A 25,626-nucleotide genomic window follows, 5' to 3' on the forward strand; every position below is an offset into this window, starting at 1 on the left:
GTCAGGCAGAGATCGGCTTCCACGGCCAGTTCGGCAGATTGCGGACGATGGCCCAGGCAACTCCGACGACCAAAATAGTGCCCGCCAGTCGCGTCGGAACGCGAGTGGGGCGGTCGGTGACGTAACCCTGGGCTGCGCGTGTGAGCAGCCACAGCATGATGGGCGACAGTAGTACAAGGAACGCGTTGTCCCGGAGGGCCAAGCGAAGATCGCCGTGCAGAAGCGCGTGCGTCGCCCGGAGCCCGCCGCAACCGGGACAGTCGAGATGAGTGAGAAACTTGGTCGGGCAGGTGGGCATCACAGCCGTCGGATTGTGCGGGTCGACGGCCCAAAGATAGAGACAGCCACCGAGTGCCATGGCCACGACGCCGACAAGCACCAACAGCTTCCGGCGTCGTGACAGTGCAGCCGGCACGACTAATCGCGTAGCGGGCGACCCTGTGCGTCGGGCACCTTGCCCACGAGGATCAAGATCGCATCGATGAGCGCCCAGATGCCGAGGCCGCCGCAGGTCAGGAGTTGGGCGATGCCAATTCCGGTGTAACCGAGGTAGAAGCGACCGACGCCGAAGCCGCCGAGAAACAGCTGCAGCAGGCCCGCAACCAGTTTCTGCTTGTCGGACAACGGCTCACCGGTGACCGGATTACGACCGTAGGGTGCCTGCGGGTCGGGGGCACCACCGTATTGCGCCGGCGGCTGTCCGTACTGGGGTGGCTGCTGACCGTACGGCTGCTGACCACCGGGGTTGTATTCGGGCGAAGGATTCTGTGGGTAGCTCACGGCGAGCATGATGCCAGAAGAATCAGGTTTTGGCAGGTCGAACGCTCACCCAAGATATTCGGACAAAGCGGTCACTCCCTACCGCGGCCGAAGCAAACTGAACCACTCCGGTTCGTTACCGCTGCGCCACTTGATATTGCAACCGATGCTCGGAAGTTGATCGGCAGCGATGGATGCGCCGCCGAGCAGGGCAGTCACCGCGCCACCGAGATCGGCACCGGTGATCGGGCGATCGTTCCGCGGTGTCGAATCGTCGAACCGTCCGCGATAGACCAGCACCTGGTCGGCGTCGAAGAGGTAGAAATCTGGCGTGCACGCCGCGCGATAGGCCTTTGCGACCGACTGGTCGGAGTCGGAGACATACGGAAAACGCCAACCCCATTCCGCCGCTTGGGCCGCCATCTTGTCTGGCGCGTCGTCCGGGTACTTGTCGGTGTCGTTGCTGTTGATTGCCACGACGCCGATCCCTGCCTCGATCCAGTCCGCGGTGGCGGTCGCGATACTGGTCGCGAGATGGCGCACGTAAGGGCAGTGATTGCAGACGAACGCGACGAGCGTGCCGCGCGGACCAGCAACGTCACCGAACGACCAGACTTTTCCGTGTGGATCGGAGAGCGAGAAATCCACCGCATGCGATCCGAGCTCGAGCATTGTCGAATTGACCGAAACCATGCCCGCACATTAGTTCAGTCGGTACGGCTTACTTCTTCGGCAGCGGCGCGGGCGCGTCGTCGGGAGCGAGTAGCGCACCGATCGCGCGACCGAGTGCGTCTGCCTCGTTTCGATAGTCACCGCGCTCGGTGAAGCCGTCCTCGGCGTAAGTAACCGATACGGCGATGGCGATCTTGCGCGACGGGAGGTATCCCATGAACGACGAATAGCCGAAGAAGAGCGGATTCTGCATCAGCCAGTTGCCGACGATGACGATGCCCAGTCCATAGGTGTAGGCCTCGTCCTGCGGGGCACAGGTCGGGCAGCCGGGTAGCGCAGTCGTCTTACCGCGCAGTTCGGGCGACACCATCGCCTTGTACGACTCCGGCGAGAGAAGCTTGCCGGAACCGATGGCCACCGCGGAATCGTGGAGGTCGAAGATGTTCGTGGTCTCGACGGCGCCATTCGTGATCGTCCACGACGGATTGAAAAAGGTGGACTCCTCGTAGAACCGCGTCCCCGGCGCAACCTTCAAGTACTCACGCCACTCCGACGTGAACGCATGAAGGACTGGCTCAGGAATGACTGCCGTTTGGTTCGCCACCGTGTTGTTCAAGCCGAGCGGATCGAGGACCTTTTCCTTGATCAAGGTTGCCATCGGCTTTCCGGTGATCTTCTCCAACGCCAACCCGAGAATGACGTAGTTGGTGTGTGCGTAGTTCCAGTTCGTCCCAGGGTCGTAGAACAGCGGCTTGTTGACCGCGAAGCCCAACAGTTCGTCGGTCGTCCAATTCTTGAACGGGTCTGCGTAGATGGCAGCGGCGAACTCTGGATTGCCGAGGACGTAATCGACGTAGCCCGATGTCATGTGGGCAAGTTGGCCGAGGGTTACGCGGTCAGCGTTCGGTAGGTCCGGCAACCATTTCGACACTTTGTCGTCCAGACTCACCTTCTTCTCGTCGACCAGTTGCAGCAGAACCGTCGACACATAGGAGATAGCCACCGCGCCGTTGCGGAAATGCATGTCTGTCGTCGCGGGAACACCCGTCATCGAATCGCCGAGTGCTTGGGTGACTATCTCTTTCCCGTCGATGGTCACCCGAAGAATCACCGATTTCAGATGCGCCGCCGCCATGGAGTCGCGCACGAGCTTCAACACCGCGTCAGCCTTCGCGGGATCCGATGATTCGATCGTCGTCACGCCCGCGGAGGGCGACTGCGTCTTCGACCCATCGTCGGATGCACACGAGGCCAAGAGGCTCACCGAACACGCCAGAACCACGAGTCGCTGCGCATTCCTCATGCCTGAAATGCTGCACCCCGCAAGAGGCGGATGCCTCCTGTTTGTGGGAATTCGGCCCTCTTGAAAAACGACGCAAGCTTCAAATTTCGTTAGGTCGTGGTCTTGTGGCAACGAACACGCAACAATCGATGCGGGTCGTCGTTCGTGGAGCTTGCAAGGAGTAGCTATGACAGAAAATTCGCAGGCCAAAGGCAAGATCGGTCCGAGGAGAAGGCTTCGACGTCATGGGGGCACCGTGCTCGCGGCAGCCCTCATCACGGCGATGGGTATCGGGGTCGGCACCGCGCACGCAGACCAAGCGGCGCCGGATATCGGGTACGAGACGACACTCGTCGACGGGAAGACCGTCGTGACGACGATAGATTCAGGCTCGTTCGACGTCGCGCCCGATGGTAGGACGGTCGACCTCGACGACGATCTCGGTCGTACGGTCGTCAATCTTCCGCTCTACTACACGGTCGGGCCGCTGGAATATCCGCTGCTCCACGAGGTGTCGAGTGACAACCGGACGCTCAAAATGACCCCAGACCCCGACATCACCAAGGCACGACCAGCCGTCAAACCCGTCGCATCGCTGCTCGAGAATCAGCGCGCGCAGGATGCGTTCATAACGCAGTTCGGTATCGCGACGGCGGTCGGTGGGTTCATCGGGACCGCGGTCGGTGCCGTCGTCGGTGTAGTGATTGCTTTGACCTCCTGCGGGTTGGCTTTCACGTGCATCGTTACTGGCCTCCCCATCATCGCTGCCAGCGCTGCCGTCGGTGCAATTGTCGGGACCCTCATAGCGGGCGGACCAACGCTTGCTATTGCTGGAATCGACCTAATTTCCACCCTCGTCGCACCGCCAGGGACGACGAAGTGGAACTACGTCGTGCCGCGTTAGCACACGGGTCGATATCAATCCCATAAGTTCGCTCCCGACTCTTTGTCCCCATGCGTAACATCAGCCCCGCACGGCACGATTACGCAGGTCACACAGGGTCTCAAAGGAGTGTCCATGACGCGAACCACCCTCCCCGCGCTTGCGGCGATTGCCGCAGTGGCGATCGGACTGGGCGTCGGGCCCGTGCACGCGGACACTCCCCGCGACATCGGCTACCGGACCACACTGGTCGGCGAGACTGTCGTGACGACCATCGACAGAGGCGCCTTCGTCCTCAAACCTGATGGTCGCACTGTCGATCTGAACGACTCGGCAGGCCGAACGGTCATGAACTTGCCGCTGACCTACACCGCAGCTGGGTTCGAATTTCCGCTTTTGCACGACGTGTCGGCGGACGGCCACACCTTGAAGCTGACCCCGGACCGCAACCTCACCAAGGCACGAGCGGGCGTCACACCTGTTGCGTCGCTCATCGAGAATTCGCGTGCGCAGTCGGCATTCTCGACTCAGTTCGGAATGGCGACCGCTATCGGTGGCTTCACCGGCACGGCGGTCGGCGGACTACTCGGTGGTCTGGTCGGCCTCGTCGTTGCCGGCGCTGTGTGCGCCACACCGCCGTTTCTGCAGTGCGTCATCACGACGCTGCCGATCATCGCGTCCGGCGCGGCCGTCGGCGCGATCATCGGAACCGTCGCTGTCGGCGGTCCGACGCTCGCGATCGCGGGAGTCGATCTGATCCAAACCCTGATCGCCCCGGACGGCACGACGAAATGGAACTACGCGGAGCCGAGGTAGGCCCACTCAGGTGCCACCCACCGCGCTATCAGGTGAGGGATCAATGACCAAAACCGTTGTTGCGTGCGTCGCGATTGCCAGCGCATTGCTTCTCCCGGCGTGTACCAAGAACGAGACGGTTATCGAAGAGACCCCGTCGTCGACGTCGAGCAGTACAACGCCATCGGCCTCGAGCACGACCGCCACTCCCCCGCCCGCACCGACAGTTGCACCGTTGCCGCCAACACCGCCGCGCCCGACCACGCATGCCACAGGGTTGTTACCGCCCGAGACAACGCACGAGACCGGTTTGCTCCCGACCACTCCGCACGAGACCGGCCTCCTGCCGACCACCCCGCACGAAACCGGCCTGCTCCCAACGGAGACACCGCACGAAACCGGGTTGCTCCCGCCGAACTAGCGCTTGATGATCGTTCTCATCAAATTGACGGTCTGGCCGAACGTCACCTCGGGTAGGTACGCGCGGCCGATCGCATTTCCGATACTCGGGAGCGCCGCGGGGTCGGCGAACACCATGTACATCGGAACGTAGGTCGGCTGGAACTTCGACTTGAAGGCCAGCAACGACCGGAATCCGTACACCGGCTCCAACGCTTTGCCGAGTACGTCGAGCAACTTGTCCAACGTTGCCGACGCGGCCGTCTCGTCCGAATCCGGTTCGCCGGTTTCGACTTTCGCCAGCGGAGCGCCGGACAGGCTCACGAATGTCGCGCCCTCGTCCTTGAGTGTCAGTGCGGCAGAGGCGATCAGAAACTCCATCGCCGGTCGGAACGCCCCGTCCGATCGTCTGCGCATGAAATCCAGGGTCCAACCGACAATGGCACCGTTCTCGTACACGGGCAGCCACGACGTCACGCCCTCGACCGTGCGGTCCGCGTCCAACGCCACGAGACACCGGACCTCGGGATCGTCGATCTCCTCCAAACCGCCCAGGGTGAAGCCCATTTCGGGCATCCCCTTGTCGGCCACCCACTCTTCGGAGATCACGGTGATCTGATCGGTCAAGGCCAAAGGTGCTGTCGGAAAGCTGATCCACTCCGCTGTGATTCCCGACTTCTTCGCGCGGTTCAGCGCGGTGCGGACGTCCTGAAACTTCTTGCCGGTGAACGCCAACTCGGACAGTTCGAGGACGGTCTCTTCCGCGACTTGTATTCCACCCCAACCCAAGTCGTCGGCGATCCGCTTCACATCGACGCCGACCGAGTAGTAACACGGCGTCCACCCGTTCGACGACGCGAATTCGGCGAACCCGATCACATTGTCGCGCAGCTCTTCTCGTGGGCCGACCGGATCACCGGTGGTGAGTGCCACGCCGCCGACGACCCGGTATGCGACGTATCCGGTATTGCTCGCATTGAACCAGTACTTGTTGCCACGCCAGGTCGTCATCCACGACAACGCGGTTCCGCCGCTGGCGCGCAGCAGGTCACGTGCCTTCTCTGTCGCGTCGGTTTCAGTTCCGTAGGCGGGAGCAAGGAATGTCCTCGCAACGAGGACACAGGCCGCGAGCCAGAAGACCACGCCTGTCCATTCGTACAAGAATGTCGCGACGAACTGATCGGGGAGAAATGCGGGATCGAGCCATTGCAAGTACACCGGCGGCACCAATCGCTCGGGAAATGCCTTCACGAGACCGCCCGCAGATGCCCCCGGATCGAATTGCCCACGGACTGCCAAGCCGCCCAGGAAGTAGACGACCCCGAGCCCGACGGTCAATCCGATCATCGCGACGAGCAGCTTCCGGTAGGTACCGGCAGGCGCACGGACATCGAAATATGCTCGAGTCCAGATGAGTACGACGAGCACGATCAACGGCGGTACGAACGGTGCGACCGTTCGGTAGGCCGTCGACGAATCCAGACCGTAGAAGATCGTCTCCGTATCGAGCGGATCGACGAACCGGACCAGGTAGTTGAGCAACGCAAGTCCGAGCAGCACCACCTGTGCGACGACCGCGGCTGTCCATGCAAACTTCCTGCCCCGTCGTAACCCGTCCGCGAGAACCAGGAGGAACAACGACGGCATCAGGCTCAGGATGGTCGGGCCGACACCGGCGAGGCGCAACGACAATTCACCTTGCCTGCATTCGTCGCCTTTAGGGAATTGCGCACAGACCTGCGCCACTTCGTCGGAGTCGTAGGCGGTGCCCCGGAACAACTCTCGCAACACCGCGAACGGTCCGACCGCGTCCGGCGTGAGGGCAGCGAACGCCGGCCCCAACGCGGTTGCCGCGACGACGATGGCAACGAGGACCCGACCCTCGCGTCGCGTCCCGGCGAGGCGGGCGCCCCGGGCAGACCTGCCGACGATCCAGCGCCCGACAACTAGGCCCGCGAGCGCTGCACCGAGCCGGACCGTGTCGTGCAGATGGCCGCTGAAGAGTACGAGCGTGATGAGGAGCGCCAACAGACCGACCCGAATTCGTCGCCGCCACAACGTCTGCATGTTCGAACTGGCCACCATTGCAACGCCGACAATCCAGGTGGTCGGCCCCACCGAGGTGCCGTCGTGCAGATGCAGACCCCAGCTCTCGTCGAGCAGCTTGGCAACGACCGCGACTACGAGCCCGAGCAGTGCGCCGAGCACTTGCGTCACGACGGCTGCGATCGCGAACTTCACCGAGCCCATTCGCTTTTCGATGGGTGCGGCAACGATCAGGATCAGGATGGTCGCAAACAGGTACCAGATCAGACCTGGTGCGAAGAGACCGGACGTGAAGGGCGTCCACAACCGCCAGTGCTCGAGTGGAACGATCCCGACCGCGTAGTGGTGGAGAACGTGAGCCGACGGCCGCATGACGCTACCGGTCACGACCGCCAGTACCCAGAGCAGGACCAGTGCTCCGATGCTGACCGGTGCCCGCGTTGCGCTGGAGCGCACGATGTCGACGCCCCGGCGGACCACCCGGGAAACAGAACTCCACGCGGTGACGGTTCGTTCGGGCGCCTCAGCCGTTGTCATTCGATCCCTCTCATCCGATCAGGCCCAGTCGTCGTGCAAGCCAGTCCATCTGCTTCTCCAGCGCCGCCGACCACACAGACCAGCTGTGGCCGCCGGGTAACTCCAGATACGTCACATCCATACCGGCGTCGCGGGCGGCCTGCGCCACCTTCATCTGGCCGGGCCGGTAGTCCTTGTCGTCCGAGCCGACAACGAACGCACCGGCGGATGTCGGGTACTTCTTGGTCCTCATGAGGTCCATGGGATTCACCTTGATGAAAGCCGCCTCGTCGCCGCCGAATCCGGCAGCTACTGTTCGCTGCCGGTCCCCCAGTGTGGGCTCTTCCTGGCCGGAAAAGTCCAAAAATGTGGGATAAATGTCCGGATTGTTCGTCGCAAGCTGCAACGCGCAGGTTCCGCCGTACGACAGTCCGCCCACAGCCCACGCCCGCGGTTGCGGGTCGATCTGCAGATGTGCCTTGATCCACGCGGGCACGTCGACCGCAAGGTAGGTCGCGACGTTGCCCAGTGGCGAGTCCGTGCAGAGCGGATTCGCCAGTTCACTGCCGGTCCCGTCCGCGACGACGACCAAGGGTGCCAGCCCCGCATGCGCATCGGCGAACCGGTTCATCGTCTCGACCAGCCGACCACCCCGCAACCAGTCCTCGGGCGCACCCGGCTGTCCTGCTAGCAGCACCAGTACGGGAAGCAGTGGCCTCGGATCGCTGAAATATGCGGGTGGGGCGTAAATTTCCGCGTCTCTCGCGTCGAATCCCGACCGCTCGCCGGGAATCGGCACCGTCGCAATCTTGCCTTCCGTCGGCATGTCTGCCGCCGGGTGCCACTCCGTGTCGAGCGGGATGCCCGACACCGTTTTCGAGACGTGCGTCGCGAGCTCCGAAAACGACGTCCTCCCCTTCTCCGGCAGCCCGAGCGCCGAGCGAATCGTCGGAAACTCGGCGAACTCCAGGTTGATCTGCGCGCCTGCGGCGAGGGCAAGGGCGACGACGGCGACGACCGACAGTATTCTTCCCGGCCAGCCACCGGCGGCTATCATCCGCGGAATCACCAGCGCGACACCACAAATCGCTATACCGATCCACACATAGATCGGCATTGCAATCGCGTCCGGGAACGGCCGCCACCACTTCTCCACGACGACATAGAGCACTGCGGTTGCAAGGACCGCGAAGGTCGTACACAGCGGGACCGCTCGGTGGGCGAACCAGCGACGGCGGCTGGACAGTAGCCACAGCCCTCCGACAACACCGACTGCGGTGACGATCCACGGCAGTGGACCCGATATCAGTGACAAGTCGGCAAGGCCGTCCAAACGAGTGATCCTCTCCGCGTCCTTGCGGGTCGGGCTTCTCAGGCGCGGAAGGTGGTGTTCAGGTACTTCACGAGTCCCTCCGCCGTGGCGTCCCGTTCGGCAAATCCCAAGTAGCCGTCTGGGCGAATGACGAACACAGATCTGTCCGCAGCACTGTACATTCGGGCGAAGTCGCCGTCCGTATCACGGATGACCGGCAGGTTGGCCTCACCCACGTCAGCATTGGCAGCGGCCACGAGGTAGACGTCAGCCTCGCCGTGCGTCGCCGTTACTGCCGCTGCGGCAAGGCCTTCCAGTACCTCGACGGGGCCGCCGGCGGCATAGATCAAGACGGAGTGGCGAATCCGTCCGAGAATGGGGAACAGCCGAAACGGCCCGTTGACCATGTCCCGTGTCAGGCCGACGGCATCCGGCGCCCGACTACCTGCGCGCGGCAACACCTCTGCAGCAGTGCTTTTCGCGACGATAGGACTGTCGCTGTAGTCGATCAACAGCTGCGCTTCCCGCCGAATGATGTAGTCCGGGTCCGATTCCCCGGCCCCGATACCTTCACGCGCCGCGCGAACCGTGCGACCGACGACTTCTTCGCCGACGGGTCGGCGCTCGGCGTCGTAGCTCGCGAGCAGTCCGTCGGCGGCGTTGCCAGTGACAGCGAGAGCGAGTTTCCAGGCGAGATTGTGCGCGTCCTGGATCCCGGTGTTCATGCCCTGCGCGCCCGTGGGCGGATGAATATGGGCCGCATCACCGGCGACGAAAGCTCTTCCGCGACTGTAGGAACCGGCTATCCGGTGACTGATCCGGAACACCGACGACCACCGCAGGTTCGTCGCTGTGATCGGCTCTGGCGACAGCCTGTCCACAACAGCCTGGATATGATGCAGCTCCGGCTTCTTCGCGCCGCCGAATCCGTGCTCGATCTTGTCTGCGGCCGGCTTGCTCGCCGCCAATAGGTCGTCGGGAACGAGCATCGACATCCGGTAGCGGCGGCGGCCTGGCAGCGGGATGCATACCAGCAGGTCGTCGGTGACGCCGTCGGTCTGGTGCATCGACCGAATTCCCCAACCGCGTGGTTGCGACCAATCGCCGTCGACCTCGACGTCACCGAGCATGTACGACTCCTCGAATGCCCCGCCTTCGAAGGTGAGGCCGAGGGTCTTTCGTACGATGCTGTGCGCGCCGTCGCACCCCACCAGATATTGCGCCCGAACTGTTTCCCCATCCGACAGCACAGCGTCGACACCGTCGTCGTCCTGTGTGAAACTCGCAAGCCCTACACCGCGCTCGATGTTCTTGCCGTGCGATGACAACGCATCGCGCAGAATTCGCTCGGTCTCGTACTGCGGGAGCGAAATGAACCCGAACGGCACGTCTTTGGGCGTCGCGATTTCCATCTCGCCGACTCGAACGCCATTGACGAAGACAACCTGCCCACGCATCTGGATCGCCGCGTCGAGGACTTGGTTGAGCACACCCATTCCCTCGAACACTTCCGCTGTGCGCGGCTGAATTCCGACAGCCTTGGCGTATTGCGGTGGTTCGAGCAGCGGATCGATGATCCGACAATCGATTCCCCTTCGGGTTAATTCGATTGCTGTGGTCAATCCGATCGGTCCAGCGCCTGCGATCAGCACTTCCGTCGTGGACATGCGATACCGCCTTACTTGACGAACCCGACCCGAGCAAACAGTATGCCCACGCCGACGAGTTGATCAAGGGATGGCGCGCGCACGCCTAATTGGTTTGATAAAGCCCGGGAAGACCTGTGTAGACCCACTGCGATCCGGGGCCGACGTAGAACAGCGCCGTCACGTTGTGCCGGTTGCCTGCTGGGTCGAGTTGATAAGCCACAGTCCAGGATCCGTGAAATCCGGGTGTGCACCACATGTTTGCGCTGCCGTACGGACTGATTACCCAATTGCGCGCACCGCTGAAGACTGTGCCGAAGTTTTGGCTGCAGTCGTAATCAGGCCCCCAGACGTTGTCCGCGCTCGCTGTGGGCGCACTGATCAAAGCCAAACCAATTGCACCCGCTGCAGTCAAAAGAGTACGAAACTTCATATTTGATCCCCTCGTCTCCCCGGTGGCAATTCGGCACATGACAGGCCCGAACGTCGCGAGCCTACCTTCCGATCTTTGGCAGGGGTAGCATCGACGGCTATGGGTCTGACCGCCAAAATACGGGGAGAGCGCACTCTCGCGCTTGCAGACGAGATCAAGGAACGGCGTATTGCCGAGGGTCTCACGCAGGAAGCGATGTGGACGGCGACGGGGATTGCCCGGAACACCTACATCAAGATCGAGGGTGGAAAGTGCGCAATCGATGTCGAGCAGCTAGGCCTAATCGCGGACGTACTGGATGTCGATGATCATGAGATCGTGCGTCGTGCCTACATACGCTTGAATGTCGAACGGTTGCCGGTCGATATCGGCAATGTTCGGTCGGCAGTCGATACATTGGGTCAAGCTATAAAAGACACGCGCACTGCAAAACTGGCGATAAAGGAAGTCGACAGGTTGAAGGCGAACGCTGAGCGCGTGCAGGCGGCGCAAGACTTCGGAATGTAAAACAACGCTGCAAGGAAGTAGCCACCCATGTTGCTGGTGCCGCTGTCGCTGGCGGTAGTGGTCGCACTTCGGTTAGCTGTTTTTCGGCTTGCCGCGAAGCCGCTCGTTCTCACCGAGGCGTTGGCGGCGCTGTCGGTGTCGACCTTCCTTCGCCTGCCAGCCGTCCGAGAGTGGGTCGACCCGCAGATATCGCAGACAACAGGTCTGGCGAACGCGTCCTGTTTCGTTTCGCTGATAGCCGGCCTCGTGTGCGCCGATCGCTTCGTGATGTTCACCGAATATTTGAACGGCGCCACGCGCTACAGCCTGATTCGGCGGGTGGCAACCGGCGCGACGGTAGTGGCGATGACCGTGCTGTATGTCGCCGGCGACGCCTCCAGCGTGCAGGTCGACGAGTTGACCCGGATCAACGCGTTCTCCGTAAAAGCACTAGTCGGCGTCTACGCAAGCATGATCTTGATCGACGCGATCATTGCATTGATCACGTCGATTCTGACTTTTCGCGGGCTACCGCCACACCATCACACCCGGTATTCGATGGCTGCACTCGGTGCCGGTGCGACGTACGGAACGCTCTACATCACGTTCGTTGTCGCATATCCCCTCCTGGATCCCAACGGGGATGGTCATCCCAACTGGCCGTTCGAGGTCGATATCCAATACGCGTCGGCGTTGTGGTGGTTTATCGGCCCGATGTGCATCGCCCTCGCTCTCGCAGGTGCAGTCGGCCCGATTGCTGCAGCCGGCTTCGGCCGGAAGCGCCACGTCGAGACCTCGTAAATACCGGCAAACCCCCAACGTGAATTCCAGTAAAAGGGGACCTGGAAAAACCGTCTCGTGGAATTGCTGGACGTTAACCAACTTCAGGTTTGATTTCCTAGCGCGGGCAAATTGAAGCTTGTACAGTCCCCTAATAGGGACTAACGTCCCCTCCTGTGAGACACAATTGTGACCCACGAAACCTCCCCACTCGCAATCCCCTGCGGCAAACCCAGCCGCCGAACACGGCAACGACGCCGAAGATCGGATAGTGCACGATGCGTAAAACCGTCGTCGCGAGCGCGGCCATTCTCGCCGCCTCAGCGCTCTTTCTCCCCGCAAACAACGCCAATGCGGCGACCACCATCGTCACTATCGGCGTGCAAGCCGGCGCATTGTCGATTTCAGCGCCGGCCGCTGCAAGCCTCACTCTGAATGGACTCTCATACAGTGGGCAGACCGGCAATGTGATCGTCACCGACCAGCGAGGCCAATTGCTCGCAACCTGGACCGCGACAGCATCGCTCAGCGACTTCGTCAACGGCACGTCCACCGTTCCGGCGTCGAATGTTTCGTACACCAACTTGGTGGCAAGCATCCCATCCGGCGGCCTACTCCCCCTGACCGTCGTCGTCTTCACACCGTTGCTCTCCATGAGCAACAGCGCAGCGCCGGTCGCCGTCGGAACGTCGGCACTGGGCTCGAACAACGCGCAGTGGAACCCCACCCTGACAGTTCCCGCGAATCTCTTCCTCGCCTCAGGCAGCTACACAGCAAACCTCGTCCACTCGGTCTCCTGACACCGGATCTACACCAGGCCCCTATCCCCCCGCCGTAGCGGCGCAGGAGAACTGAATAATGCGTTGGTTGATCATTTCGGCGATCACCGTAATGACGGTCATCGCCTGCCCCGTCGCGAGCTCACAGCCCGCGGACCCGTCGACACCCCCGGCCCCCACCGGGCTGGGGGTGCGCCTCCTCGAGATACCCGTGGATCTGCAGGACGACCCTCGCGCGCAGACCTACATCGTCGACAATCTGCCGCCCGGAACGACGATCACTCGCAAGATCGACATCCAGAACAACACTGGGGCATACCAATCCGTCGATCTGTATCCCGGCGCGGCAACTATCCGCGAGACGGGCGGTTGGGAAACCGAAGCCGTGTCGGAGGTCAACGAACTAACGACCTGGATGTCGATAGACAAAACGAAGCTCGACATGAACGCGGGCGAGGCCGACCCGGTGACAGTCACCATCGCCGTTCCAAAAGATGCGCCCGAAGGTGAGCAGTACGGCGTCGTCTGGGCGCAGATCAAGGGACCCGACCCTGGCGGCAGCGGAGCGATTCTCGTCAACCGGGTCGGCATCCGCGTCTACCTCTCGGTCGGACCCGGCAACGGACCGCCGGCAAACTTCAAAATCGACAAACTCACCCCGCGCCGCAACGACGCAGGCATACACGAGGTGGTCGCCGAAGTGACGAACACGGGAGGCAGAGCGGTCGATCTTGGCGGCGACGTCACCTTGACCGAAGGGCCCGGCGGCTTGGCGCTAGGACCCAAACGGGCCACAGCCGTGACCGTCGCTCCCGACAAGACGGCCCAGGTCGTCTTCTCCCTAGGCACGACGCTGCCAGCCGGGCCCTGGACGGTGACCGTCGCACTACACAGCGGGCTGCTCCACAAGACTGCGACGGCGACGCTGACCTTCCCCGATTCGGGCGTAGGCGAATCGGTCTCGATCACCGAACCGCAGGAATCCAGTCCGCTCTGGACCGCCGTGTTCGTTGGCGCCGGAATCGGAGCCCTGGTTGTTGCGGCCCTACTCGGTGTGACGCTGTTCCTTCGTAGGCGGCAAGCGAAATGATTACGCAGCAGGCGATTTCGAGCGCGCGAGGTGCGCTCGTCATCGTCTGCTGCATCGCCTTCGCACTCGCGGCATCGCCGACCGGCCGGACCGACCCCCTGCCCTGCTCGGTCCCCGGGCCCGGGTGCCCGGTACCTGCTGCGCCGAACACCACTGTCCCCCCGCCGATCACGGCACAGCCGCTGGTACCGACGCTCGTCACACCGCTCACCGCACCGCCGATCACGACCGTCGCGCCGTCGACACTCGTCGTGCCGTCGACCCTCGTCCCGACAACGTACCAATCCGGCTCCACCACAACCGTTTCGAGTTCCGAACTCACAACCACGACGACAACCGCGACAACGACGGAACCGATTACCACCGTCGAGCCGACAACCACCACCACCGAGCCGACGACGACAACACTCGTGCCGATCACGACCGTCACGCCGACCACTATTCCGACGACGACAACAACGACAACGACAGAAACGTCGACGACGACGACGACCACCACCACGACGACGGCGAGCGGCGCTCTGACGGTCACGACCGGACCCTTCACTGTCACATCGGATTCGACGCCGCGAGGCGTGGTTCGAGGCACCGTGCTCGTGACCGTCGTCGACGACAGAAGCGGCAGCAAGGGCTGGACCGTCACGGTTGCGATGTCGGAGTTTCGTGGAACCAAGACAGCGCTCGTCGCATCTGGGCGACCTACCTATACAGCGAGTTCCACAGACTGCAGCAGCAGCGCAGGGATGGCCCAGCTGTCGGAGTCGCCCGCGCCTGCCGCGACGGCCAGCAAGCGGTGTTCGACGAGCTGGACTGCCAACGTCGAAATACACACGCCGGCAGATGGTCTCGTTGCAGACACCTACAGCGCCACCATCACTCATTCGATAGCTCCGGCACCGGAGACATAGACCACAGACGTCGAGAAGCGGCGTCGCGGAAGGAGCAAGAAATGATACGACGACACATCGGCGTCGCACGTGCGCTGAGTTTTGCCTTGGCCGCGGCGGCAGCGCTCACGATGACCTGCGGTGGATCCGCCAATGCGGGAATCGACGCGACCAATCACGTCATCGATAGAGACGGCACCGATATCAGCGTGAGTCTGGTCGATACAGCGATCAACTTCGTCGCACCGCTGGACGACAGCTTCCTCACCCGTGAGTGGTACCACGACGGCCGCGCCAAGATTGCGATCACCGGCGACAAGGCCAAAGACTTCAAAGGGACGGTCATCATGGGATACCAAGTTGGTTATCCGGCGACGTTCACCGGTCAGCTGACGTTCTCATGGCTCTCGCCGAACGTGAGTATGAACATGGGCGTCGGCACACCGCCCACCGCGACGGTAACCCTCGGTATCCCCTCACTGGGCGCCAACTTGAGCGTGGGCAACGGTCCCGGGGTGGTCGATGTAGAAGCGATTCGCACCGCAATCACCGGGTGCGACAACGAGATGGCCGTCATGGCATTCCACGGTTCGCTTACCGGCGTAATCGGCAGAACGAACATTCGCCCATGGGTGACGGTGATAGCCGACAACGGGTTCCGGGTCACGACAGTCGGACCGATCTTCCGGGCGTGATCGGATGCATCCCAAGTTCGCTCTCGTAACGACGGTGCTGCTCGCCGCAAGTGCTGCACTTGCCGCGTCCACGGCAATCGGCGATGACCCACGGTCGTCGCCGAAGACCGCGTTCGAGATCCGATTCGCGGGAATCATCGCCTCCACCAATGAAATCCAAACTGCTGCCATCGTCGGTCTCGTCCCGTCGAGTCCGCGTCCGAACCATCAACTGCGGGCGGTGCCCACCCCGGGCGCCGTCGACGCCGAGGTGCCTGTCGCCGCCTTACCAGCCACGACAGCGATTCTCGGCATACCCGAAGTCGCGCTCGCGGCATACCGGAACGCAGAACTCAGTCTCGCTGCCACGCAACCCGGCTGCGGACTCACGTGGAATCTGTTGGCAGGCATCGGCAAGATCGAATCCGACCACGCCAGTGGCGGTCGCACGGATCGGTCGGGCACGACGTTGGCGCCGATCCACGGTCCCACGCTCGACGGTCACCTGGCAGGCAACGAAGTGATCCCTGCCCAATCCGGTGGCTTCGCCAGCGCCATCGGACCGATGCAATTCCTCCCCGATACCTGGAACGTCTGGGCCACCGACGGAAACCTCGACGGCGTCAGCGATCCCAACAACGTATTCGACGCAGCGCTCGCCTCTGCCAAGTATCTCTGCGCGGGTGAGGCGGACCTGCGCGACATATCGCAGCGACTGCGAGCAGTGTTGCGCTACAACAACTCCCTCGACTACGCCGAAGCGGTCATGCGCTGGTCCACGATCTATGCCGGCGGCGGACTGCTCGATCCTGGCGACCTCAGCTACACCGCAAGCGATCTCGGCATCGCCGATGCGGTAGTCGCGGAGGCGAAGTCCGAGAACGCGCGAATGGCACAGGAGACAGTCGAAGCGCCGACGACTTCGCCGACCACCACCACGACTACGACGACAACCACCGCGCCGCGCACCACCCTCCCCCGCCCGATCGTCCCGACCACGGTCCGCGCGACTCCGCCGCCGCCGGTCGTCACCACGGTCCCGCCGGTCGTCGAGACTTCCACTGAACCCGCCCCGGTCGAGCCGACGTATACCGAGCCGGCCTACACCCCGCCGACCACGGTCGTCGTGACGACGGAACCACCCACGGCGGTGGTCGTCGAGCCCAGCGCGCCGCAATGGACAGCGCCGTCGATTCCCGCTGCCCCCACGTATTCCGCGCCGACCTACTCCGCGCCCGCGTACACAGCGCCCGCGTACACAGCGCCCGTCCCCACTGTCGCCGTGCCGGCACCCAAGCCCGTCGTACCTGTCGCACCCGCCGTCCCCGCGGCCCCAGCGGTCCCGGTCATCCCCGGCTCGTGAGTCTTTTAGGAGTCTATGGACTCCTAAGAGACTCACAGCACATTCGCAGCCTGCACGAGTGGTGCGCACAAGTGCTGCATCTACGTTGGCGCTCGTCAACACTTCCGACACCAACGAGGACGCCTCATGACGCAAGAAAACCTGCCGCCCGAGCCAGGGGAAGCGCACAGACCGGAGCCCGAACACCCCGTACCCGCGACCACCCGCACCGACAAGCTTGCCAACAAATGGCGCTCGTCGCTGCCGTTGAAGATTGCGACGTTCGTCGTCGGTGGCCTGGTCATTTTCGGCCTCGGGTTCGGCGGCGGACTGCTCGCCGGCGACGATGGTCACCACCATCACCAGCACGGTCGTGGCGAGCATTCGATGCGCAACGATGACGGCGCACGCCGCGGTGACCACATGGGTCGCGGCGCCGAACGACGGGGCGGGCCGCGCGCGAACCCGAACGGGAACGACAACGACAATCCGGCGAACCCACCGAGTCCGCCGTCATCGAGCACGACACCGTCGACGACGCCTGCCCCGGCTCCGACCCGCTGAGTGCTGCTTTGCCCGTCCGGCCCTAGCCGGACGGGCGAAGAAGGCTCACGTGCGACACGTCGCGACCGTTGCGGTCAAGATCGATCAAAGTGAATCGGCGGGCCACGGCGGTACCGCCGCACTGTTTGACGCAGACCTGCCTGTCGGTGATCCGATCTCGGGCGAGCCACGTGACGCCCATTCCGCCGCGGCCGATCACGCGGATCATCTCGTAGCGCTCCGCGTCGCGCGCTGTCACGCCACCGGGCGCGAACAGCAGACCGCAGCCTGCACAGCCGATCAACAACGCGAGCAGCCCTTCACCAGCGAGCGCAGCGAATGGTCGAATTGCTTACTACCCGAGCGGAATTCGCGCTTGCACTGGGGACAGGTCGCGATCATGATCAGTCCCCCGGCCGAGCACTCGACATGGTGTCATAATCGCACGTGTGACCTGGGCTTACACAGTGGAGGCAGCGTGCTGATCACTGCCGTCATGGATGCGGGCGCGGGTCTCGATCACGATCCCGATGCGGGATTCGGCACTCTGATGACCAACACCGGCAACTTGCCGCTGTTCGCCCTCGACGTGCGCGCACGCATCACCGGAATGGTCGCCACGGTATTCGTCGCGGAGGAGTTCCGTAATCGATTGCGGGTGCCACTCGAGGCGACCTACATCTTCCCACTCCCGGAGCGAGCCGCGGTGACTGCAATGTCACTTCAGTTGGGCGACAGGGTAATCGACAGCAGACTCGTCGAACGCGGGCATGCGCACAATGAATACGAGGCCGCGCTGGCAGACGGAATGCGCGCCGCGATCGTCGAACAAGAGCGCGCTGACGTCTTCACCATGCGCGTCGGCAATATCGCCCCTGGCGAAAGAGTCGTCGTGCGGCTGACGTTGTCGACGCCATTGCAGTATGCGGCCGGTCAGCTCACGTTCCGTTTCCCGCTGGTTGTCGCCCCTCGCTACATTCCAGGGGTTCAGCTCGACGGCCCTCCTGTCGGTGCGGGCGGGCACACCGATACCGAGGCAGTCCCGGATGCCTCCCGCATCACGCCACCGGTCCTGTTGACCGGCTTTCCGAATCCGGTGCGGCTCACGATCGAGGCGATCATCGACACGCATGTCGTGCCCATTCATCAGATCGGGTGCAATCTGCCCGCGGAGCTCGTCGACGGCGCAGACATCGGTATCGAAGGCACGGTTCGGGTCCGGGTGAATCCCGGGAGCCGACTGGACCGTGACTTCGTCCTTCGCGTGGACACGGGCCAACGACCACACCATTTCGCGTCGATCGTGACCGTGACCGATCCGGTCGGACGGCGAGGAACCTTCAACTTGACGGTCCTGCCGTCGACGACCGCCGCCACCGCGCCGCGACCGCTCGACCTCGTCGTCCTGTTGGACCGCTCGGCAAGTATGGACGGTTGGCAGATCGTCGCGGCACGTCGCGCGGCCGCGCGCATCATCGATTCGCTCACGCCGGTGGACCGATTCGCCGTCCTGACCTTCAACGACACCGTCTCCCGACCCGTCCGGCACGATGACGGACTGGTCGACGCGACGGACCGCAACCGATTCGACGCGGTCGAGCATTTGGTCGCGACATACGGGTCCGGCAACCCCGTCATCCTCCCGCCGCTCGAGCAGGCCGCACGGCTGCTCCGCGGATCAGGAAGGGAACCAACCATTCTCGTCATCACCGCGGGCTTGGTCGGAAACGAAGACCAGATCATCGAGAAACTGGCACCGCTCGTCGGTGGAATCCGTATCGACACGGTCGGCGTCGGCGTCGCAGTCAACGCGGGATTTCTCCAGCGGCTCGCGGATCTGGGCCGCGGCCGTTTCGAGGTCGCGGAATCGGAAGACCGGCTCGACGAGGCGATCGAGCAGGTCCAGCGACAACTCGCCGCACCGCTGGTGACCGACCTCGAACTCGTCGACGGCGGTCTGGGTATCGCAAGGGGAACGGTGACGCCTGCCCGGCTGCCGGACGTCTACCCCGGCGTTGCGTTGCTGATCGCAGGCCGATGGGTCGGCAATCCGGTCGGTGAGATAGCGATTCGTGGCATTTCACGTGACGGTCAGCGCTGGATCAGTCGGCTGGTCCCTCGTTCGGTCGACGACCGTACCGTCGCAACGGCGTGGGCCCGGGCGCATCTCGCCGATCTCGAAGACCGTTACCTCACTTGCCCTTTGGAGCAGGCCGAACCACTGGAGCGGACAATTACCCGGCTGTCGCTGAGCTTCGGCGTGCTGTCACGGTTCACTGCGTTCGTTGCGGTGGACAAGAATCCGATCGGCGACCGCCGGGCACCGCATCGAGTCGTGCAAGCCGTCGAACTGCCCCCAGGGTCGACGCATCGACCGGCAGAGGCACCGTCGGACTATCAGATCGAATACGGTCGGCGGATGGCTGCCGTGTCGAGCGCCGCACGGTCGGCGGGCAGTGGCCCGCGCCCTGTGACGCCGATGGTGGTCACCGAGCCGCCCGCTCGCGCAGCGCCGATGGATGATCCGACGTTGACGGGTGCACGCCCGACCAACGTCGTGGAACCTCACGCCGAACCGGTGGGAAGAATTCCGCTGCCCGACTACGGAACACCGATGATGGCGCCCCCACCGCAGGCTGCACCGCCCCCGCCGCCGGGTTCATACCAACAGCCCGCCGACCGGCCCTCCAAGCGCGGTCCACGCATTGCTGCAGCGGGAGCCGCTGCGGCCGTCGCAGGCGCGTTGGCGATCGGCGGGGCAGTCGTGCTCGGGAACAATGGCCCGGTGGATTCCACCGCGAAGCCCGCCGATACTGCGGGCGCTACGGCAACTACCTCGGAGTCGCGGGTCGGAGAGCCGTCGAGCGCGCCGAAAACGACGACCGATGCGAAGACGGGAGTGTCGATCGCCGTCACGTTGACCGAAACTCCCGCAGGCACCAAGGTGGTTGCCGAAATCTCGGGAATCGCTGCAGGACAGTCGGTGCGGATGGTTGTGGTCACCCGGGACGGCGCTCGCACCATCGCGGACAGCTGGCGAGTCACCACCACCGACAAGGAACGCCGGACCACGACGCTGGCGGACGTCGCGAAGTCCGACATCACCGACATCATCATCGAGGACAACTCCGGCAACCAGCTGGTGTCGGTGCACCCGTGAGACCCGACCGGGAGAGGACCCGTGGAACCACTCGAACCGGGTGATCCCCCAACGATCGGACCGTTCCTCCTGCTCGGGCGGCTGGGGTCGGGCGGTATGGGACTTGTGTACCTCGGCCGGCTCAGCAGCGGGCGGCCCGTCGCGATCAAGGTCGTCCACGAGCATTTTGCGCAGCACCCGGACTTTCGCGAACGGTTCGCCCGTGAGGTACGAGCCGCGCGCACGGTCGGTGGCTTCTGGACCGCAGCTGTCGTCGACGCCGATCCCACCGCCCGAAAACCCTGGTTGGCAAGCGAATTCATCGAGGGCCCAACGCTCGACAAGGCTGTGAGCCCCACCGACCCACTACCGCTGGACGCCGTTCGGACCGTCGGGCTCGGCCTGGTCGAAGCGCTGATTGCGATTCATCACGCCAACTTGATTCACCGTGACCTCAAGCCGTCGAATGTGGTGCTGGCCGCGCAGGGTCCCCGCGTCATCGACTTCGGTATCGCCCGAGCGATGGACGGAAGCACCCTCACAGCGCCGGATGGGCGGGTCGGTACCGCCGCATACATGTCGCCCGAGCAATGCCGAAACGAGCCGACGATCGGTCCAGCAGCCGACATCTTCTCGCTCGGCGGTGTGCTCGTGTACGCCGCGACCGGACGCGGACCGTTCGGCGACGGACCGGGCTACGCGATCCTCGCCCGCGCCCTCACCGAAGAGCCCGACTTGACCGGCGTCCCCGAACGGCTGGTTCCCATCGTCGCGGACTGCCTGCGTAAGGATCCGGCCGCTCGTCCCGGCACCCAGGAGTTGTTGGCGCGCTTGCGGACTATGACCGCGACGTCGTCGCCGCGAACCGAGCAGCAGCGTGAGCGTTGGTGGGTGCGACGGTCATAGTGCGTTGCGCAGAGCGTCGGCGAACTCGGTCGCCGAAGTGACGACGATCTGCGGTTTATCGATCAACGCTTCGTCGATCACGGCCGCCAACGTGCCGGGGATCGCGGGGTTGCGCTCCCGGATCGGAATCGCCGAGGTGCCCAAGACGACGCCGATGGGGTCGGCTGCAGGCGGGAAGTTCCTCGGCATCTTCTGCGTCAGCATCCAGTAAAGCGTTGCAGCCGTTGACCATACGTCGACATCGGGTTTCGCGCGCTTGTAGTCGATCAGTTGCGGGTACGCCATGAACGACAGGGTCCCTGCGATGGCACCGGTCATCGTGTGACCTGAGAGTCCCGCGCGGTCGAACGCTTTTGCCAAGCCGAAATCGCCGATCTTGGCAATGCGATCAGGTCCGGTGCTGGACAACAGAATATTGCCCGGCTTGATGTCGCGATGCACCAGCCCGGTGGCCTCCGGACCGAGCAACACCGAGTGCGTGTAGGCCAATCCGTCCAGCGCCTGCAGCGTAATAGCGACCGCCTCTTCCGGATTCAGCACGCCGCCCTTCCGAACCAGGTCGTCGACGCTGCCGCCAGGACAGAATTCGCTGGTGAAGAAGAAGGTGTCGCCTGCCGATCCGGCCTCGCGGAGACCGACGACATTCGGATGCCGCAGCGCCCGCATTCCGCTGATCTCGCGCAGAAATTCGTCGCGCGCTTTGCGCTGCACCGCAATTGCCGCGAGCAACACCTTCAACGCGACGAGTTCGCCATTGCTCTCGTGCCGCGCGAGGTACACAACGCCCTGACCGCCGCGGCCGAGTTCGCTTACGATCTCGAAGCCGCGGATCCCTGCGAGGTCGGGCTGACCAGCGGCAGCGTCGCTGAGCAATTTGTCGATCCGGCTACCGGGCTCGAACCGCGGAGAAACTCTGCGAGTCGGCGTCACCACGGTCTCGCGATCGGATTCGACGGTGACAGCCAAGATGGTCGCACCGAGTGCGATTCGATCGCCATCGACCAGATCACGCTCCCGAAAAGCGTTGCGCGCTCCTTCCTCTGGCGTTTGGCCTGCCGCACGGCGCCCGATCTCGACGCCGTTGACGTGGGTGCCGTTCAGGCTGCCGAAGTCACGCACCCGGATATCCGGCGGATTGATGTCGAACAGACAATGGTGCCGAGATACGTGCACCTGCGGTCCAGGCTCGATGATCCGCGGATTGCAATCGTCGGCTCGTCCCGCGATCGCGATCGTTCGTTCGGTGTATTCGAACGTTGCCCCGGTAGACGGGCCGGCGATCACCGTCAACGTCACCTTCGACATCCACACCTCCTCGCAAGAGTGAGCGATTCCGATCGGTATCCGAGAGGAATTCCACACTTCTCCCTATCGTTCACGTTGTACCGCTTCGCGGACAATGGGCACACAGACTTCTGCCGTGGACCCGAATTGCGCGCCTCTGCACACGATCCCGCAGCAAAGGCAACTCTGGCTCGGCCGTTCCCGGACCGGGAAATCGTGCGGATCGATAACGACGGGGGTCCCAGCGGTCCGCGCCGGATTCCAGTGCACCGCTCAGCAAGAACCAGCCTCCTGACCGCGCCGACCCGGGTAGCGTCGGAATACATATCCCCTACTCGATGGAGGTCCGGCGATGGGCTTGGTCACGAAGGCAGGCGTCGAGGAAGTCACACGACGCATCACACGGTCCGCGATAGGAAGTGCGGGTTTCAAGGAGCAGCTGACCGAGGCTGTCACGCAGGTCGCGGCCGCGGCATCGACACGCGACGTCACGACTGCGGTGGCGAGCACGGGCGACGCGATCTCCGGCGGACTCACTCGCGCATCGGATCTCGGTTCCGCGCTGTCGGACCGACTCTTCGGCACATCGCGACCGGCGCCTGCCGCCACACCGGCACCGAAGGAAGCTCCCGAGCGGAACGTTCCGCAGGAAGCGCTTGTCGAGGAGATGAGTGGACGCGCGCCGACCTTCTTCCTGCACGCTGAGGGCCTCGGCCACGAGACCGCCTACAACATGATCAACAGCGAGCTGCTCCTCGACGGCAGCGCTCGGTTGAACCTCGCGACCTTCTGCACCACATCGATGCCTGCCTACGCGGACAAGTTGATGGCAGAGACTGCCGACAAGAACATGATCGACAAAGACGAGTACCCGCAGACCGCGGAAATGGAAAACCGTTGCGTCAACATCATTTCCAACTTGTGGAACTCCCCCGCCGGCGAAGACGCCATCGGCTGTTCCACCACGGGGTCGAGCGAAGCGGTGATGCTTGCCGGTCTGGCTATGAAGTGGCGCTGGCGTGCGAAGATGCGGGCGGCGGGCAAGCCGACCGACCGACCGAACCTGGTTACCGGCGCCAACGTGCAGGTCTGCTGGGACAAGTTCATGCGCTACTGGGATATCGAAGAACGCATCGTGCCGTTGGAGGGCGACAAGCTCTGCCTCACCGCGGACCGGCTCAAGGACTACGTCGACGAGAACACCATCGGTGTCGCCACAGTACTCGGGTCGACGTTCGACGGTCGCTACGAACCGTTCACAGAGATCGCCGCCGAACTCGACCGCATCCAGGAAGAAACCGGACTCGATATCCCCCTGCATATCGACGCCGCATCGGGCGGCTTCGTCGCGCCGTTCATCCAGCCGGAACTGGTGTGGGACTTCCGACTTCCCCGCGTCTGCTCGATCAACGCCTCCGGCCACAAGTACGGACTGGTGTATCCCGGTGTCGGCTGGGCAATTTGGCGTAGCGCGGAGTACCTGCCCGAAGAGTTGATCTTCCACGTCAACTACCTCGGCGGCGACATGCCGACCTTCTCGTTGAACTTCTCGCGGCCGGGCAGCGAGGTCGTCGCCCAATACTTCATGTTCGCGAGCCTCGGCTTCGATGGTTACACGAAGGTCCAGCAGCACAGCTCGCACGTGGCGCAATATCTTGCGTCGGAGATCGAGAAGATCGGTCCGTACGAGTTGATCACGCGTGGTGACGACCTACCTGTGTTTGCGTTCAAGCTCAAAGACTCGGTGACGAACTACACCGTTTTCGACGTATCCGAGCGCCTGCGCGAGCGAGGCTGGCAGGTGCCGGCGTACACCTATCCTGCCAATCGCGAAGACCTTGCCGTATTGCGAATTGTGGTGCGGGCGGGCATGACCCACGACATGGCGGACCTTCTCCTCGCGGACCTTCGCAGGCACACCGCCAAGTTGGAATGCCTCAGCGGACCGTTGCCGTCGAGCATCGAAAGCGACGACCAGATCTTCGCGCACTGAGTGCGGGTCGCTCACCCTCGTGAGTCTTTTAGGAGTCCATAGACTCCTAAAAGACTCACGAGGGGTGTTGGGGCAGATCAGCTCAACCAGCCTTGATATGCGTCCCACGCCGGTCCGGGTGGGGTCGCGTCGTCGCGGGTGACGGTGGTCTGGATGAGGCCGTAGGGCCGGTCGTCGGCGTGGAAGACTTCCTTGTTGTTTTCCACGCCGAACGGGGCCAGATCGTAGACGAAGTGGTGTTTGTTCGGCGCCGAGAGCCGCACTTCGGCGATGACCGGGTAGGCCTCCAACACTGCTTTGCCCATCTTGTAGAGCGTCTGCTGCAAGGCCTTCGACTGGACGACAGCGAACTGCTTCACGAGTTGGACCTTGATTCCGGCGTACACCTCGTCCCAGTCGATGCCGTCGGTGTGGGTGAACCGCCACTGGGCGGTGAGTGACGTGGCCATCACGCGGTCGTGGGTCGGCTCGAGCACGGTGTACTTGTCTTTGTAGAAGCCGGCGAACTCCGAGCCGGTCGATTTCAGGATCACAAATTCCTTGAGTCCGCCGACGACCCATTCGCCATCCGCATTGACCGTGACGGCGGCGGTGCGAACTTCTTGCCCCTTTCGGACCCACGTGTGGTCGTGCTCGGCGCCGTCGACGATCACACGCTCCCAAGCGTATTCGTCGATCTCGATGCGCGCCTCGTCGATCGCATCGACATCGCCGACGTAGTGCCGCGCCAGTGCAAGCGCGTAATCCTCGATCTTCTCCAGCCCGACCTCTTTGGCAAACGAATACGCAGTCTGTTTTTGCGCGTCGGTGGTGAGAACGTTCGCTTGATCGCCGGTGAGGTGCGCGTCGCTGAAATCACCGCGCAGGCAAGACGATACGTTCACGTCGTGAATCTCGTGCCGAGGCGTATCACGATAGATACGGACCACTCGGTTTTCGGCTTTGCCATATTGATTGTGGCCAAGGACGATTTCGGACAC

At 63.3% G+C, this 25,626-nt stretch carries 25 protein-coding genes; 14 read left to right on the forward strand and 11 right to left on the reverse strand.

Going from position 1 to position 25,626, the window contains the following annotated elements; translation table 11 throughout:
- Nucleotide 1: 1 nt before the first annotated feature.
- From FGL95_RS20740 to FGL95_RS20755, 4 genes are all read right to left on the reverse strand, one after another.
- On the reverse strand, nucleotides 2–415 hold the full coding sequence (locus tag FGL95_RS20740; RefSeq protein WP_169590324.1) for a DUF2752 domain-containing protein: 414 nt from the start codon (nucleotides 413–415) through the stop codon (nucleotides 2–4).
- A gap of 2 nt (nucleotides 416–417) precedes the next feature.
- Nucleotides 418–789, reverse strand: coding sequence for a TM2 domain-containing protein (locus tag FGL95_RS20745; RefSeq protein ID WP_169590326.1), 372 nt, complete (start codon nucleotides 787–789; stop codon nucleotides 418–420).
- 69 nt (nucleotides 790–858) lie between these two features.
- On the reverse strand, nucleotides 859–1,452 hold the full coding sequence (locus tag FGL95_RS20750) for a thioredoxin family protein (protein WP_169590328.1): 594 nt from the start codon (nucleotides 1,450–1,452) through the stop codon (nucleotides 859–861).
- 28 nt (nucleotides 1,453–1,480) lie between these two features.
- Complete coding sequence (locus FGL95_RS20755) at nucleotides 1,481–2,734, reverse strand: serine hydrolase domain-containing protein (protein ID WP_169590330.1); 1,254 nt, start codon at nucleotides 2,732–2,734, stop codon at nucleotides 1,481–1,483.
- A gap of 166 nt (nucleotides 2,735–2,900) precedes the next feature.
- Here FGL95_RS20755 and FGL95_RS20760 point away from each other — a divergent pair, with 166 nt between their 5' ends.
- The 3 genes from FGL95_RS20760 to FGL95_RS20770 all read left to right on the forward strand — a co-directional run bounded on the left by FGL95_RS20760 (nucleotide 2,901) and on the right by FGL95_RS20770 (nucleotide 4,812).
- Nucleotides 2,901–3,617 (forward strand): DUF8020 domain-containing protein, encoded by a 717-nt coding sequence (locus FGL95_RS20760; RefSeq protein WP_240963175.1) that lies wholly within the window; start codon nucleotides 2,901–2,903, stop codon nucleotides 3,615–3,617.
- 114 nt (nucleotides 3,618–3,731) lie between these two features.
- Nucleotides 3,732–4,412 carry a DUF8020 domain-containing protein gene (locus FGL95_RS20765; RefSeq protein ID WP_169590332.1) on the forward strand — a complete coding sequence of 227 codons (681 nt, stop codon included), beginning with the start codon at nucleotides 3,732–3,734 and terminating at the stop codon, nucleotides 4,410–4,412.
- 43 nt (nucleotides 4,413–4,455) lie between these two features.
- Nucleotides 4,456–4,812 (forward strand): hypothetical protein, encoded by a 357-nt coding sequence (locus tag FGL95_RS20770; RefSeq protein ID WP_169590334.1) that lies wholly within the window; start codon nucleotides 4,456–4,458, stop codon nucleotides 4,810–4,812.
- Here the strand turns inward: FGL95_RS20770 and FGL95_RS20775 are convergent.
- The 4 genes from FGL95_RS20775 to FGL95_RS20790 all read right to left on the reverse strand — a co-directional run bounded on the left by FGL95_RS20775 (nucleotide 4,809) and on the right by FGL95_RS20790 (nucleotide 10,743).
- Entirely contained in the window at nucleotides 4,809–7,373 is a 2,565-nt protein-coding gene (locus FGL95_RS20775; RefSeq protein WP_169590336.1) for a bifunctional lysylphosphatidylglycerol flippase/synthetase MprF, read from the reverse strand. The genes FGL95_RS20770 and FGL95_RS20775 overlap by 4 nt on opposite strands.
- Nucleotides 7,374–7,383: 10 nt before the next feature.
- Nucleotides 7,384–8,685 carry an alpha/beta hydrolase gene (locus FGL95_RS20780; RefSeq protein WP_169590338.1) on the reverse strand — a complete coding sequence of 434 codons (1,302 nt, stop codon included), beginning with the start codon at nucleotides 8,683–8,685 and terminating at the stop codon, nucleotides 7,384–7,386.
- Between the two features lie 38 nt (nucleotides 8,686–8,723).
- Nucleotides 8,724–10,331 carry an FAD-dependent monooxygenase gene (locus FGL95_RS20785; protein WP_169590340.1) on the reverse strand — a complete coding sequence of 536 codons (1,608 nt, stop codon included), beginning with the start codon at nucleotides 10,329–10,331 and terminating at the stop codon, nucleotides 8,724–8,726.
- An 85-nt stretch (nucleotides 10,332–10,416) separates the two neighbouring features.
- Nucleotides 10,417–10,743, reverse strand: a complete 327-nt coding sequence (locus tag FGL95_RS20790) for a hypothetical protein (protein WP_169590342.1) — start codon at nucleotides 10,741–10,743, stop codon at nucleotides 10,417–10,419.
- Nucleotides 10,744–10,842: 99 nt separating this feature from the next.
- On the opposite strand from FGL95_RS20790, the gene FGL95_RS20795 reads away from it, so the two are divergent.
- The 8 genes from FGL95_RS20795 (at nucleotide 10,843) to FGL95_RS20835 (ending at nucleotide 17,345) form a co-directional block, all read left to right on the forward strand.
- The gene (locus FGL95_RS20795) at nucleotides 10,843–11,250 is read left to right on the forward strand and encodes a helix-turn-helix domain-containing protein (protein WP_169590344.1); all 408 of its coding nucleotides are present in this window, start codon (nucleotides 10,843–10,845) and stop codon (nucleotides 11,248–11,250) included.
- 27 nt (nucleotides 11,251–11,277) lie between these two features.
- Entirely contained in the window at nucleotides 11,278–12,030 is a 753-nt protein-coding gene (locus FGL95_RS20800) for a hypothetical protein (RefSeq protein ID WP_169590346.1), read from the forward strand.
- Between the two features lie 257 nt (nucleotides 12,031–12,287).
- Nucleotides 12,288–12,809 (forward strand): hypothetical protein, encoded by a 522-nt coding sequence (locus FGL95_RS20805; RefSeq protein ID WP_169590348.1) that lies wholly within the window; start codon nucleotides 12,288–12,290, stop codon nucleotides 12,807–12,809.
- A 58-nt stretch (nucleotides 12,810–12,867) separates the two neighbouring features.
- Nucleotides 12,868–13,878 carry a COG1361 family protein gene (locus tag FGL95_RS20810; protein WP_169590350.1) on the forward strand — a complete coding sequence of 337 codons (1,011 nt, stop codon included), beginning with the start codon at nucleotides 12,868–12,870 and terminating at the stop codon, nucleotides 13,876–13,878.
- Entirely contained in the window at nucleotides 13,875–14,786 is a 912-nt protein-coding gene (locus FGL95_RS32030; RefSeq protein WP_206072131.1) for a hypothetical protein, read from the forward strand. Before FGL95_RS20810 ends, FGL95_RS32030 begins: the two co-directional genes overlap by 4 nt.
- A 41-nt stretch (nucleotides 14,787–14,827) precedes the next feature.
- The gene (locus FGL95_RS20825; RefSeq protein ID WP_169590354.1) at nucleotides 14,828–15,460 is read left to right on the forward strand and encodes an MspA family porin; all 633 of its coding nucleotides are present in this window, start codon (nucleotides 14,828–14,830) and stop codon (nucleotides 15,458–15,460) included.
- Nucleotides 15,461–15,464: 4 nt separating this feature from the next.
- The gene (locus FGL95_RS32035; protein ID WP_206072132.1) at nucleotides 15,465–16,802 is read left to right on the forward strand and encodes a lytic transglycosylase domain-containing protein; all 1,338 of its coding nucleotides are present in this window, start codon (nucleotides 15,465–15,467) and stop codon (nucleotides 16,800–16,802) included.
- A gap of 126 nt (nucleotides 16,803–16,928) precedes the next feature.
- Complete coding sequence (locus FGL95_RS20835) at nucleotides 16,929–17,345, forward strand: hypothetical protein (RefSeq protein WP_169590355.1); 417 nt, start codon at nucleotides 16,929–16,931, stop codon at nucleotides 17,343–17,345.
- Nucleotides 17,346–17,367: 22 nt separating this feature from the next.
- Here the strand turns inward: FGL95_RS20835 and FGL95_RS20840 are convergent, their stop codons facing one another.
- Entirely contained in the window at nucleotides 17,368–17,631 is a 264-nt protein-coding gene (locus FGL95_RS20840; RefSeq protein WP_169590357.1) for a hypothetical protein, read from the reverse strand.
- A gap of 171 nt (nucleotides 17,632–17,802) precedes the next feature.
- On the opposite strand from FGL95_RS20840, the gene FGL95_RS20845 reads away from it, so the two are divergent.
- Both FGL95_RS20845 and FGL95_RS20850 read left to right on the forward strand, forming a co-directional pair.
- Complete coding sequence (locus FGL95_RS20845) at nucleotides 17,803–20,484, forward strand: VIT domain-containing protein (protein WP_169590359.1); 2,682 nt, start codon at nucleotides 17,803–17,805, stop codon at nucleotides 20,482–20,484.
- Between the two features lie 21 nt (nucleotides 20,485–20,505).
- Complete coding sequence (locus FGL95_RS20850; RefSeq protein WP_169590360.1) at nucleotides 20,506–21,369, forward strand: protein kinase domain-containing protein; 864 nt, start codon at nucleotides 20,506–20,508, stop codon at nucleotides 21,367–21,369.
- Here the strand turns inward: FGL95_RS20850 and FGL95_RS20855 are convergent.
- The gene (locus FGL95_RS20855; RefSeq protein ID WP_169590362.1) at nucleotides 21,364–22,674 is read right to left on the reverse strand and encodes a protein kinase domain-containing protein; all 1,311 of its coding nucleotides are present in this window, start codon (nucleotides 22,672–22,674) and stop codon (nucleotides 21,364–21,366) included. The two genes, FGL95_RS20850 and FGL95_RS20855, sit on opposite strands and share 6 nt — an antisense overlap.
- A 331-nt stretch (nucleotides 22,675–23,005) precedes the next feature.
- Between FGL95_RS20855 and gad the strand changes: the two genes are divergently transcribed.
- Nucleotides 23,006–24,646 (forward strand): glutamate decarboxylase, encoded by a 1,641-nt coding sequence (gad, locus tag FGL95_RS20860; protein ID WP_169590363.1) that lies wholly within the window; start codon nucleotides 23,006–23,008, stop codon nucleotides 24,644–24,646.
- A gap of 77 nt (nucleotides 24,647–24,723) precedes the next feature.
- Here the strand turns inward: gad and pucL are convergent, their stop codons facing one another.
- Complete coding sequence (gene pucL, locus FGL95_RS20865; RefSeq protein WP_169590365.1) at nucleotides 24,724–25,626, reverse strand: factor-independent urate hydroxylase; 903 nt, start codon at nucleotides 25,624–25,626, stop codon at nucleotides 24,724–24,726.

Origin of the sequence: Antrihabitans stalactiti, from assembly GCF_012932915.1 — a bacterium.
Taxonomy (GTDB): domain Bacteria; phylum Actinomycetota; class Actinomycetes; order Mycobacteriales; family Mycobacteriaceae; genus Antrihabitans; species Antrihabitans stalactiti.